Origin of the sequence: Streptomyces sp. NPDC047002 (genome assembly GCF_040704505.1) — a bacterium.
Classification (GTDB): domain Bacteria; phylum Actinomycetota; class Actinomycetes; order Streptomycetales; family Streptomycetaceae; genus Streptomyces.
The window spans coordinates 12,538-24,747 of the sequence record NZ_JBEYWC010000017.1 but is presented as its reverse complement, the minus strand read 5'-3'; the positions used below and the strand labels follow the sequence as shown (position 1 = coordinate 24,747).

Genomic DNA, 12,210 nt, shown 5'->3' with positions numbered 1-12,210 from the left:
AGTCGACACCTGAGCACCAGTACGGGAGGGATCGCGCGTGGCCGCGATGCAGCTGTCACGGACGCATCGGATACTGGTCGGCGTCGTCGTCACCGGCGCGGTCGTCATCGCCGGGATCGGCTTCGCCGGTTCGTACGCCGCCGTGCGCGCGCTCGCCGAGAGCAAGGGCTTCGGCGCGTTCTCGCTGGTCTTCCCGATCGGCATCGACGCGGGCATCTGCGTGCTGCTGGCGCTCGACCTGCTGCTGACCTGGATCCGTATCCCGTTCCCGCTGCTGCGGCAGGCGGCGTGGGTGCTGACGGCCGCGACGATCGCCTTCAACGGCGCCGCCGCGTGGCCCGATCCGCTCGGCGTCGGCATGCACGCCGTCATCCCACTGCTGTTCATCGTCACGGTCGAGGCGGCGCGGCACGCGGTCGGCAGGATCGCCGACATCACGGCCGACAAGCACATGGAGGGCGTGCGGCTGACGCGCTGGCTGCTGTCCCCGGTGCCCACGTTCAAGCTGTGGCGGCGGATGAAGCTGTGGGAGCTGCGCAGCTACGAGCAGGTCATCAAGCTCGAACAGGACCGGCTCATCTACCAGTCGAGGCTGCAGGCGCGGTTCGGGCGAGGCTGGCGCAGGAAGGCCCCGGTGGAGGCGCTGATGCCGCTGCGGCTCGCGCGGTACGGGGTGCCGCTCGCGGACACGGCGGACGCGGGCCTCGCCGCGGCCGGTATCGACCCGGCGCCCTCCGCGGGTGCCGCGCTCGAAGGCCGGGGCGGTGGCCGCGAGTTGACCGCCGGCCGGGTCGACCTGGCGAAGCCCCGCGCCGGGGAGCAGGGCCGGCCCGCGGACGAGGGCGCCCGGCAGGGGCCGCGGGTACGGGCGCAGCTGCCGCACCAACGCGGCCCGCAGCAGGGCCCGTACGAGGACGGGGTGCCCCAGCAGGCGGCGCAACAGCAGGAGTTCGCCGACGGCGACGGGATGTCGCAGGAGCAGGCGGAGCAGTACGGGTATCCGTCGCAGGACGAGGGCAGCCCCTGGTTCGCCGGGCGGCGCATCCCCGAGGGCGCGTACAACGGGACGTACAACCCCCGTTACGTCGAGGGCCTCGAACCCACCGCGGTCGCGGCCCCCAACGGCCCCGGCGGCGGCGCCTCCTACGGCCCGCCCGCCGCGCAAGGCCCCCAGGAGGCCCCGGGCCAGGCCCCCGGCCCGCAGCAGGCCGCGGGCCGCGGCCGCCCGCTCGGCGGCGGGCCGGGCGTGCCGGTCCCCGAGCAGCAGCCGCAGCCGCAGCCGCAGGAGCCCGAACTCCCGCAGGGCGCCGGGCGGGAGGCGGCGGAGCCCGCCGGCGCCCCGGCCGACGAGCGCGCGGCGGCCGCCACGACCGTGGACGTCCCGCGCGACGAGGCGTACTACGCCGCCTTCCGCAAGTACATAAGCGAGAACAACGAGATGCCCAACGAGCGGCAGTTCGCCCGCTATCTGCTCGACCTGTACGACTTCAGGGGGCGCGACGGCGGCCCGCTGCGCGAGAGCACCCTGCGCGGGCCGCTGCGCGAGGCCCAGCGCAGGTTCCAGGAGGACCTGGACGCCGAGCACATCGCGTAGCCGCTGCCCGGCGCCCGCGCGCCCCGCGCCACCTCACGCGCCGAGCAGCCTCCGCACCCGCTCAGCACCCACGGCGAGCAGCAGCGTGGGCAGCCGGGGGCCGGTGTCCCTGCCCACCAGGAGCTGGTACAGCAGGGCGAAGAACGACCGCTGCCGCGCCTTGAGTTCGGGCGTCGGCTTGGCGTCCGGCGCGAAGCCCGCGAGGACCTTCGGCACCCCGTAGACCAGGCTCGTCAGGCCGTCGAGCGACCAGTGCTCGTCCAGGCCCTCGACCAGCAGCCGCAGCGACTCGCGTGCCTGCTCGTCCAGCGAGCCCAGCAGGTCCTTGTCCGGCTCGGTCCGCACGACGGTGCGGGCCTCGGCGGGTACCTGGCTGCTGATCCAGTACTCGGCCCGGTCGAGCCGGGGCCGCACCTCGTCCAGCGAGGCGAGCGGCCGCTCGGGGTCGAGCTCGCCGAGGATGCGCAGGGTCTGCTCCTCGGCACCCGCGGTGATGTCCGCGACGGACGCGAGGGTGCGGTACGGCAGCGGGCGCGGCGTGCTCGGCAGCTCGCCCGCCGCCGTGCGGACGGCGCGGGAGTGCGCCGCGGCGTCCGCGGGCAGCGCGACCCCGTCGGCGACCTTCTTCGACAGGGCGTCCCACTCGTCGTAGAGCCGCTGGATCTCCTGGTCGAAGGCGATCTTGAAGGACTGGTTGGGCCTGCGGCGCGCGTACAGCCAGCGCAGCAGCGGCGCCTCCATGATCTTCAGCGCGTCGGCGGGCGTGGGCACGCCGCCCTTGCTGCTGGACATCTTCGCCATGCCGGAGATCCCGACGAAGGCGTACATCGGGCCGATGGGCTGCACCCCGCCGAAGATCTCCCGCACGATCTGCCCGCCGACGACGTACGAGGAGCCGGGCGAGGAGTGGTCGACGCCCGAGGGCTCGAAGACCACGCCCTCGTACGCCCACCGCATCGGCCAGTCGACCTTCCACACCAGCTTGCCGCGGTCGAACTCGCGCAGCAGCACCGTCTCGGTGAAGCCGCACGCCGTGCAGGTGTAGGTGAGCTCGGTCGTCTCGTCGTCGTACGCGGTGACGGCGGTGAGGTCCTTGCCGCACTGCCCGCAGTAGGGCTTGTACGGGTAGTAGCCGCCCGCGCCGCCGCTGCCGTCGTCCTCGTCCGCCGCGCCCGAGCCCTCCGCGGCCTCGATCTCCGCCTCGTCGACGGGCTTCTGCTGCTTGCCCTGCTTGCCCTGGGGCGCGCCCTGGGCCTTCGCGCCCGGCGTGCCCGCGGACTTGTCCTTGGTGCGGTAGCGGTCGAGGATCGCGTCGATCTCGGCGCGGTGGCGCATCGCGAACAGGACCTGCTCGCGGTACGCGCCCGACGTGTACTGCGCGGTCTGGCTGATGCCGTCGTACTCGACGCCGAGCTCGGCGAGCGCCGCCGCCATCGCGGACTTGAAGTGCTCGGCCCAGTTCGGGTGCGGGGACCCGGCGGGCGCGGGCACCGAGGTCAGCGGCCTGCCGATGTGCTCGGCCCAGGATTCGTCCACGCCGGGGACGCCGCCGGGCACCTTGCGGTAGCGGTCGTAGTCGTCCCAGGAGATCAGGTGGCGCACCTCGTAGCCGCGGCGGCGGATCTCGTCCGCGACCAGGTGCGGGGTCATGACCTCGCGGAGGTTGCCCAGGTGGATGGGGCCTGACGGCGAGAGTCCCGACGCGACGACCACCGGTTTGCCGGGCGCACGCCGCTGCGACTCGGCGATGACGTCGTCGGCGAAACGGGAGACCCAGTCGGTCTCGGTGCTCTGAGCCACGGTCGGCACGTCCTTCTTTCTCCAGGCCGTCGGGAAAAGCGGCGACCGCCATTGTCCCAGGTGCCCGCGGCAGCTGGAAAATCGCTTTCGCGGGCGTGGGAGAATGACACACAAAACTTGACCTCTACAGAAACGGCAGCCGGCTCATGGCCTCGGTTCCCTCACTCGCTTCGACCGTCGATCAGCGCATCGCGGACGCCCTCTCGGCAGCCCTGCCGGAGGCCGGTACCGCCGATGTCCTGCTGCGACGCAGCGACCGTGCGGACTTCCAGGCCAACGGCATCCTGGCGCTCGCCAAGAAGCTCAAGGGCAACCCGCGCGACCTGGCGGCCCAGGTCGCAGGGGCGCTCTCCGCGCCCGGGGTGATCGCGGACGTCGAGGTGTCGGGTCCCGGCTTCCTCAATGTGACGGTCGCCGACCGGGCCATCGTGGAGACGCTGGCCGCCCGGCTCGCCGACGAGCGGCTCGGCGTGGCGCCCGCCCGGGACGCGGGCACCACGGTCATCGACTACGCCCAGCCGAACGTGGCGAAGGAGATGCACGTCGGCCACCTGCGGTCGGCGGTCATCGGCGCCGCGGTGGTGGAGATCCTGGAGTTCATGGGCGAGAAGGTGGTCAGGCGCCACCACATCGGCGACTGGGGCACCCAGTTCGGCATGCTCGTCCAGTACCTGATCGAGCACCCGCACGAGCTGGACCGTGGCGCGGAGCACTCCCCCGAGAACGGTGCGAGCGGCGCGAGCACGGCGGGCGGGCCGGGCGGGGACGCGGGCGAGGCCGCCATGTCCAACCTGAACCGCCTCTACAAGGCGTCGCGCACCCTCTTCGACTCCGACGAGGAGTTCAAGGCCCGGGCCAGGGACCGGGTGGTGGCGCTCCAGGCGGGCGACCCGGAGACGCTGGCGCTGTGGCAGCGGTTCGTGGACGAGTCGAAGGTCTACTTCTACTCGGTCTTCGGCAAGCTCGACATGGAGATCCACGACGAGGACATCGTCGGCGAGTCCGGCTACAACCACATGCTGACGGAGACGTGCAGGCTGCTGGAGGAGAGCGGCGTCGCCGTGCGCTCCGAGGGCGCGCTGTGCGTGTTCTTCGACGACGTCAAGGGCCCGGATGGCAAGCAGGTCCCGCTGATCGTGCAGAAGTCCAACGGCGGCTTCGGCTACGCGGCGAGCGACCTGTCCGCGGTCCGGGACCGGGTCGGCAACCTGGGCGCGACGACCCTGCTCTACGTGGTCGACGTCCGGCAGTCCCTGCACTTCAGGATGGTCTTCGAGACGGCGCGCAGGGCGGGCTGGCTCGGCGACGACGTGCGGACGGTCCAGCTCGCCTTCGGCACGGTCCTCGGCAAGGACGGCAAGCCGTTCAAGACCCGCGAGGGCGAGACCGTGCGCCTGGAGGACCTGCTCGACGAGGCCGTCGAGCGTGCCACGGCCGTCGTCCGCGAGAAGGCGGAGAAGGCCGGGCTCGGCGAGCGGGAGATCGAGGAGAACGGCCGGTACGTGGGCATCGGCGCGGTCAAGTACGCCGACCTGTCGACGTCCGCGGTCCGCGACTACAAGTTCGACCTCGACCAGATGGTGTCGCTGAGCGGCGACACGTCCGTGTACCTGCAGTACGCGTACGCGCGGATCCAGTCCATCCTGCGCAGGGCCGAGGGGTCGGCGGCGCCCGTGCCGCACCCGGAGGTCGCGCTGGCGCCCGCGGAGCGCGCGCTCGGCCTGCACGCCGACCGGTTCGGCGAGACGCTCGCCGAGGTCGCGGAGAACTACGAGCCGCACAAGCTGGCCGCGTACCTCTACCAGCTGGCCTCCCTGTTCACCGCGTTCTACGACCAGTGCCCCGTGCTGAAGGCGGACACCCCCGAGCAGGTCGAGAACCGCCTCTTCCTGTGCGCGATCACCGCGCGCACGCTGGAGAAGGGCCTGGCGCTGCTGGGCATCAGGGCGCCCGAGCGGCTCTGAGCACCACCGGGGGGCGCGCCCCGCGCCGCGTGTCAGGGACCCGGCGGGCCCGCGTGCTGCCAGGTCTGGAGCAGCGCGCCGCCCGGCGCGGCGACCGGGGGCTGGTCCGTGAGGGAGAAGCCCGTGGCGCGGGCGACGGCGCGGCTCGCCGCGTTCTCCGCGACGATCCGCAGCAGGACCCGCTGCGCGCCGAGCGTCCCGTACGCGTACGCGACGGCCGGGCGCAGGGCGCGCGCGGCGAGGCCGCGGCCGCGGTGGCGCGGGCCGATGGCGTAGCCGGCCTCCACGGCGAGCGGGTAGTCGACCGCCGTGAACAGCAGCACCTCGCCGAGCGGCGCCCCGCCGTCCTCGGTCACCGCGAGCTGGAGCTTGCGCCCGGCTGCGCGTGATTCGGCGGCGCGTGCCAGGTAGGCGCGGGCCGCCGCCTCGTCGAACGGCGAGGCGAGCGGCGTGAACCTGGCGGTGTCCGGGTCGTCGAAGAGCGCGGTCATCGCCGGCACGTCGGCGGCCGCCCACTCCCGCAGCACCAGCCCCTCGCCCACCAGCCGCACACGGGTGCCGGGCCCGGGGAAGCGCGGGTGCGCCCCTGCGGCGGGCTCGGCCTCTCGACCTGTCACGGCGGGCTCCCTCCTGCGCACCCGCGCGTACGGGGTGCGTACGCGGCCGATCGTGCCACGGACCGCCGTGCGGTCAGCCCCGCAGGCGCCGCGCGACCTCCGTCGCCCAGTACGTGAGGATCATCCCCGCGCCCGCGCGCCTGATCCCGGTCAGGGTCTCCAGGATCGCCGCGTCCCGGTCGATCCAGCCCTTCTCCGCCGCCGCCTCGACCATCGCGTACTCGCCGGAGATCTGGTACGCGCACACCGGCACGTCCGACGCGTCGGCGACGCGCGCCAGGACGTCCAGGTACGGCAGGGCGGGCTTGACCATCACCATGTCGGCGCCCTCCGCCAGGTCGAGCGCCAGCTCCCGCAGGGACTCGCGGACGTTCGCCGGGTCCTGCTGGTACGTCTTGCGGTCGCCGCGCAGCGACGAGCCGACCGCCTCGCGGAACGGCCCGTAGAACGCGGACGAGTACTTCGCCGTGTACGCGAGGATCGCCACGTCCTGCCGGCCGATCGCGTCGAGCGCCCCGCGGACGACGCCGACCTGGCCGTCCATCATGCCGCTCGGCCCGACGACGTGAACGCCCGCCTCCGCCTGCACCCGCGCCATCTCCGCGTACCGCTCCAGCGTCGCGTCGTTGTCGACGCGGCCGTCGTCCGTCAGCACGCCGCAGTGGCCGTGGTCGGTGTACTCGTCGAGGCACAGGTCCGACATGACGAGCAGGTCGTCGCCCGTCTCCGAGCGCACCGCGCGGATCGCCTGCTGGAGGATCCCGTCGGGGTCGGTGCCCGCGGTGCCGACGGCGTCCTTCTTCGCGTCCTCCGGCACCCCGAACAGCATGATCCCTGAGACCCCCGACTCCGCGGCCTCCACCGCGGCCTTCCTGAGGGTGTCCAGGGTGTGCTGGACGACACCGGGCATCGCGGCGATCGGCACGGGCGCCTCCACGCCCTCGCGCACGAACGCGGGCAGGATCAGGTCCGCGGGGTCGAGGCGCGTCTCGGCGACCATCCGCCGCATGGCGGGCGTGGTGCGCAGCCGACGGGGGCGCGAGCCGGGGAACGAACCGTACACAGTCATGGAAGTCGCCTCGTGCGGAGTCGAGTCGGGTGGAGGCCCGGTGGCCGGGCCCGGGCGGCGTGGCGCGCCGCCCTCTCCACGCTACGCCCGCGCGGGCCCGGCCCTTACCGACGTGGCGTCGGCGCACGACGGCGGGAAGCGGGCCTCCTCACCGAACGCACCGAACGCACCGAACGCACCGAGCGGCGGACGCCGCCTGGCGGAGGCAGCGACACGAAGGGCGCGGCACGCTCCCGCGTCCCGCGCCCGCCGCCCTTGCGGGCCTGTGTCTGTCAGGTCGTGCGCCGCCGCCGCGCTCCCGGCCTGCGCTCGCTCGGCCGGGTGACCGGGTCGCCCGCGTCGAGCGCCGCCCTGCGCCGTGCGGCGCCGAACGCGGCGAGCGCCTCTGCGAGCTTGTGCACGGAGGGCTCGGGCGAGAGGACGTCCACGCGCAGCCCGTGCTCCTCCGCCGTCTTCGCGGTGGCGGGGCCGATACAGGCGATCACCGTCACGTTGTGCGGCTTGCCCGCGATGCCGACAAGGTTGCGGACCGTGGAGGACGACGTGAACAGCACCGCGTCGAACCCACCGCCCTTGATCGCCTCGCGGGTCTCGGCCGGCGGCGGCGAGGCGCGCACCGTGCGGTACGCGGTGACGTCGTCGACCTCCCAGCCCAGTTCGATGAGGCCGGCGACCAGGGTCTCCGTCGCGATGTCGGCGCGCGGCAGGAACACCCGGTCGATCGGGTCGAAGACCGGGTCGTACGGCGGCCAGTCCTCCAGCAGCCCCGCGGCCGACTGCTCGCCGCTCGGCACCAGGTCGGGCTTGACGCCGAAGTCCACCAGGGAGGCGGCCGTGGCCTCGCCGACCGCGGCGACCTTGATCCCGGCGAAGGCGCGGGCGTCGAGCCCGTACTCCTCGAACTTCTCCCGCACGGCCTTGACGGCGTTGACCGACGTGAAGGCGATCCACTCGTAGCGCCCGGTGACGAGGCCCTTGACCGCGCGCTCCATCTGCTGCGGGGTGCGCGGCGGCTCCACGGCGATGGTCGGCACCTCGTGCGGCACCGCGCCGTACGACCTGAGCTGGTCGGACAGCGAGGCCGCCTGCTCCTTGGTGCGCGGCACGAGCACCTTCCAGCCGAACAGCGGCTTGGACTCGAACCAGGCGAGCTGGTCGCGCTGCGCCGCCGCGCTGCGCTCCCCGACGACGGCTATGACGGGCTGGTGCCCGTCGGGCGACGGCAGCACCTTGGCCTGCTTGAGGGTGCCCGCGATGGTGCCGAGGGTCGCCGTCCAGGTGCGCTGGCGGGTGGTGGTGCCCGCGACGGTTACGGTCATCGGGGTGTCGGGCTTGCGGCCCGCGGCGACGAGTTCGCCGGCCGCCGCCGCGACCGTGTCGAGGGTCGTGGAGACGACGGCCGTGCCGTCGCTCGCGCCGACCTCGCTCCAGCACCGCTCGCTCGCGGTGCGCGCGTCGACGAACCGCACGTCGGTGCCCTCGGGGTCGCGCAGCGGAACGCCCGCGTAGGCGGGCACCCCGACCGCCGCCGCGATGCCCGGCACGACCTCGAAGCGGATGCCGGCGGAGGCGCAGGCGAGCATCTCGCGGCCCGCGTCGCCGTCGAGCCCCGGGTCGCCCGAGACCGCACGGACGACCCGCTTGCCGCCCCGCGCGGCCTCCATGACAAGATTGGCGGCATCCCTGATCGCGGGGATACCGGCGGCTGTTGACGCGTCATCGACGACCGTCAGGGTCGGCGTGCTCACACTGTCGCGGGCATGCGCGCGTACGACGTCGAGCACCTCGGGCTCGGCGATCAGTACGTCGGCCCCCGCGAGCGCCTCCACGGCGCGCAGAGTCAGCAAACCCGGGTCACCGGGTCCGGCACCGAGGAAGGTGACGAACCCCGATGCGGAGTGGGCCGGAAGGTCAGTGGTGGTGGGGCTCAAAGTGCTCGCTCCCCCATAAGACCGGCCGCACCCTTGGCCAGCATCTCGGACGCGAGTTCGCGCCCGAGCGCGACGGCGTGCTGGTGCGACGCGGGTACGGGACCGGTGGTGGACAGCTGCACCAGCGTCGAGCCGTCGGCGGTGCCGACGACGCCACGCAGGCGCATTTCGTTGACAATCTGCCCGTCGGCCAGCAGGTCGGCGAGGGCTCCCACGGGAGCGCTGCAGCCGGCCTCCAGGGCGGCGAGCAGGGACCGCTCGGCGGTCACGGCGGCCCGGGTGCCCGGGTCGTCGAGCTCGGCGAGCAAGGCGGCGAGGTCTCCGTTGACCGCGGCGCACTCTACAGCGAGCGCCCCCTGGCCGGGAGCGGGCAGGACGGTGTCGGCCGACAGGGTGTCGGTCACCTCGCCGCTCCTGCCGAGGCGGTTCAGGCCCGCGGCGGCGAGCACGACGGCGTCGAGCTCCCCCTCGCGGACGTACCCGATCCGGGTGTCGATGTTCCCCCGGACCGGCACGATCTGTATGCCGCGGCCGCGGCCGCGCGCGTGCGCGAGGAGCTGCGCGGAGCGGCGCGCGGAGCCGGTGCCCACGCGGGCTCCGTCCGGCAGCCGCGCCAGGGTCAGCCCGTCGCGGGCGACGAGCACGTCGCGCGGGTCCTCGCGGCGCGGCACCGCCGCGAGCACGAGCCCGTCGGGCTGCGCCGTCGGCAGGTCCTTCAGCGAGTGCACGGCGATGTCGATCTCACCGCGCAGCAACGCGTCGCGCAGCGCGGTGACGAAGACGCCGGTGCCGCCGATCTGCGCGAGGTGCGCCCGCGAGGTGTCGCCGTACGTGGTGATCTCGACCAGCTCGACGGCGCGGCCCGCGCGCGCGGCGACGGCGTCGGCGACGAGGCGGGACTGCGTCGTCGCGAGGGCGCTGCGCCGGGTGCCGAGCCGCAGCGGCGCTGCGCCGGGGCCCGCCGGTGTCCTGGGTGCCGCCGCGGCCGTCATGCCTGGCCTCTGTCGGCGCGGCTGACGGCGGCGACCGTCTGCGGGTCGAGGTCGAAGAGTTCGCGCAGCGCGTCCGCGTACCCGGCGCCGCCCGGCTCGGCGGCGAGCTGCTTGACCCGCACGGTCGGCGCGTGAAGGAGCTTGTCGACGACGCGCCGCACGGTGCGGGTGATCTCCTCGCGCTCCTTGTCGTCGAGCCCCGGCAGGCGGCTGTCGAGGCGGGCGATCTCGCCCGCGACCACGTCGGCGGCCATGGCGCGCAGCGCGACGACGGTCGGGGTGATGTGCGCGGCGCGCTGGGCGGCGCCGAACGCGGCGACCTCCTCGGACACGATCGCGCGCACCTGGTCGACGTCGGCGGCCATCGGCGCGTCGGCGGACGCCTCCGCGAGGGTCTCGATGTCGGCGAAGGCGACGCCGTCGACGCGGTGCGCCTCGGCGTCGATGTCGCGCGGCATGGCGAGGTCGAGCAGGGCGAGGCGGGTTCCCCGCGGCCGGCCCGCGGCGGCCGCGCGGACCGCGTCGCCGGTCAGGACGAGGCCGGTGGCGCCCGTGCAGGAGACGGCGATGTCGGCGCCCGCGAGCTCGCCCGGCACGGCGGACATCTCGACGGCGCGGGCGCGCACACCGGTGGAGCCGGGCTGCGTGAGGATCTCCGCGAGGCGCTCGGCGCGCGCGGTGGTGCGGTTGGCGATGACGATCTCGGCGACGCCCGCGCGGGCGAGGGTCGCGGCGGCGAGGGACGACATGGAGCCCGCGCCGATCACCAGGGCCCGCTTCCCGGCCGCCCACGCGTTTACGCCGTCGGCGCCGGCGAGCTGCTGGAGTCCGAAGGTGACGAGGGACTGTCCCGCGCGGTCGATGCCGGTCTCGCTGTGGGCGCGCTTGCCGACCCGCAGGGCCTGCTGGAACAGGTCGTTGAGCAGGCGGCCCGCGGTGTGCAGGTCCTGGCCGAGGGCGAGGGCGTCCTTGATCTGGCCGAGGATCTGCCCCTCCCCTATGACCATCGAGTCGAGGCCGCAGGCCACCGAGAGCAGGTGGTGGACGGCCCGGTCCTCGTAGTGGACGTAGAGGTACGGGGTGAGCTCGTCGAGCCCGACGCCGCTGTGCAGGGCGAGCAGGGTGGAGAGCTCGGCGACGCCCGCGTGGAACTTGTCGACGTCGGCGTACAGCTCGATGCGGTTGCAGGTGGCGAGCACGGCGGCCTCGGTGGCGGGTTCCGCGGCGAGGGTGTCCTGCAGGAGCTTGACCTGCGCGTCGGCGGGGAGCGAGGCGCGCTCCAGCACGCTGACGGGTGCGCTGCGGTGGCTCAGGCCCACGACCAGGAGGCTCATGCCGGCATCACCGCGGGCAGTTCGTCGTCGGGGCCCTTGTGGTCGCGGCGGCCTGCGGGCGCCGGGGCGGCGGCCCCGCCGTCGTCGGCTGCGGCGGGGGCCGCGCCGTCCTGCGCGACGGTCGTCGGCGGTGGCGGCGGCACCTCGGGCACGTCCTCGCCCGCCTTGCGCTGCTCGTGGAAGGCGAGGATCTGGAGTTCGATGGAGAGGTCGACCTTGCGCACATCGACCCCGTCGGGGACGGTCAGCACGGTCGGCGCGAAGTTGAGGATCGAGGTGACCCCGGCGGCCACGAGGCGGTCGCACACCTGCTGGGCGGCGCCCGCCGGGGTGGCGATGACGCCGATGGAGACCCCGTTGTCCCGGACGATCGCCTCCAGCTGGTCGGAGTGGCGGACCGGGATGCCGGCGACGGGCTTGCCCGCCATCGCGGGGTCGGCGTCTATCAGCGCCGCGACGCGGAAGCCCCGGGAGGCGAACCCGCCGTAGTTGGCGAGCGCGGCGCCGAGGTTGCCGATACCGACGATGACGACGGGCCAGTCCTGGGTGAGGCCCAGCTCGCGGGAGATCTGGTAGACGAGGTACTCGACGTCGTAGCCGACACCGCGGGTGCCGTACGAGCCGAGGTACGAGAAGTCCTTGCGCAGCTTCGCCGAGTTGACGCCCGCCGCCGCCGCCAGCTCCTCGGAGGAGACCGTGGGCACCGAGCGCTCGGAGAGGCCGGTGAGGGCCCGCAGGTACAGCGGGAGCCTGGCGACGGTGGCCTCGGGAATGCCTCGGCTGCGAGTCGCCGGTCGGTGCGTTCGGCCAGTTGCCACGGTGCTCCTGCGGGATGAGCGGGGTTGCAGGCGGTCGTGCGTTTCGTGGCCGCCCCGTCGCATGCAGGCTATGTCTTTGTGAACGCGTGCA

Annotated in this window: 9 protein-coding genes; 2 read left to right on the top strand and 7 right to left on the bottom strand. The window is 73.9% G+C overall.

Annotated features, from left to right (window positions below; genetic code table 11):
- The first annotated feature begins 37 nt into the window (after window positions 1–37).
- Window positions 38–1,594 (top strand): DUF2637 domain-containing protein, encoded by a 1,557-nt coding sequence (locus tag AB0910_RS17495; protein ID WP_366745478.1) that lies wholly within the window; start codon window positions 38–40, stop codon window positions 1,592–1,594.
- Window positions 1,595–1,627: 33 nt separating this feature from the next.
- On the opposite strand, the gene lysS is transcribed toward AB0910_RS17495, so the two are convergent.
- Window positions 1,628–3,403 carry a lysine--tRNA ligase gene (gene lysS, locus AB0910_RS17490; RefSeq protein WP_366745477.1) on the bottom strand — a complete coding sequence of 592 codons (1,776 nt, stop codon included), beginning with the start codon at window positions 3,401–3,403 and terminating at the stop codon, window positions 1,628–1,630.
- 137 nt (window positions 3,404–3,540) lie between these two features.
- Between lysS and argS the strand changes: the two genes are divergently transcribed.
- Window positions 3,541–5,358 carry an arginine--tRNA ligase gene (argS, locus tag AB0910_RS17485; RefSeq protein ID WP_366745476.1) on the top strand — a complete coding sequence of 606 codons (1,818 nt, stop codon included), beginning with the start codon at window positions 3,541–3,543 and terminating at the stop codon, window positions 5,356–5,358.
- Between the two features lie 32 nt (window positions 5,359–5,390).
- Here the strand turns inward: argS and AB0910_RS17480 are convergent, their stop codons facing one another.
- The 6 genes from AB0910_RS17480 to AB0910_RS17455 form a co-directional block, all read right to left on the bottom strand.
- Window positions 5,391–5,975 (bottom strand): GNAT family N-acetyltransferase, encoded by a 585-nt coding sequence (locus AB0910_RS17480; protein WP_366745475.1) that lies wholly within the window; start codon window positions 5,973–5,975, stop codon window positions 5,391–5,393.
- Between the two features lie 73 nt (window positions 5,976–6,048).
- Window positions 6,049–7,044 (bottom strand): porphobilinogen synthase, encoded by a 996-nt coding sequence (gene hemB / locus AB0910_RS17475; RefSeq protein ID WP_366745474.1) that lies wholly within the window; start codon window positions 7,042–7,044, stop codon window positions 6,049–6,051.
- Between the two features lie 272 nt (window positions 7,045–7,316).
- Entirely contained in the window at window positions 7,317–8,975 is a 1,659-nt protein-coding gene (locus AB0910_RS17470; RefSeq protein WP_366745473.1) for a bifunctional uroporphyrinogen-III C-methyltransferase/uroporphyrinogen-III synthase, read from the bottom strand.
- Window positions 8,972–9,967, bottom strand: a complete 996-nt coding sequence (gene hemC / locus AB0910_RS17465; protein WP_366745472.1) for a hydroxymethylbilane synthase — start codon at window positions 9,965–9,967, stop codon at window positions 8,972–8,974. The genes AB0910_RS17470 and hemC overlap by 4 nt, the downstream gene beginning before the upstream one ends.
- Entirely contained in the window at window positions 9,964–11,301 is a 1,338-nt protein-coding gene (locus AB0910_RS17460; protein WP_366745471.1) for a glutamyl-tRNA reductase, read from the bottom strand. The genes hemC and AB0910_RS17460 overlap by 4 nt, the downstream gene beginning before the upstream one ends.
- Window positions 11,298–12,119, bottom strand: coding sequence for a redox-sensing transcriptional repressor Rex (locus tag AB0910_RS17455; protein WP_366745470.1), 822 nt, complete (start codon window positions 12,117–12,119; stop codon window positions 11,298–11,300). The genes AB0910_RS17460 and AB0910_RS17455 overlap by 4 nt, the downstream gene beginning before the upstream one ends.
- Window positions 12,120–12,210 lie beyond the last annotated feature (91 nt).

Excerpts from the sequence above, each read along its gene's own strand:
- AB0910_RS17460 (WP_366745471.1), bottom strand. The coding sequence starts at position 11,301 with ATGAGCCTCCTGGTCGTGGGCCTGAGCCACCGCAGCGCACCCGTCAGC.
- hemB (WP_366745474.1), bottom strand. The coding sequence starts at position 7,044 with ATGACTGTGTACGGTTCGTTCCCCGGCTCGCGCCCCCGTCGGCTGCGC.
- argS (WP_366745476.1), top strand. The coding sequence starts at position 3,541 with ATGGCCTCGGTTCCCTCACTCGCTTCGACCGTCGATCAGCGCATCGCG.
- hemC (WP_366745472.1), bottom strand. The coding sequence starts at position 9,967 with ATGACGGCCGCGGCGGCACCCAGGACACCGGCGGGCCCCGGCGCAGCG.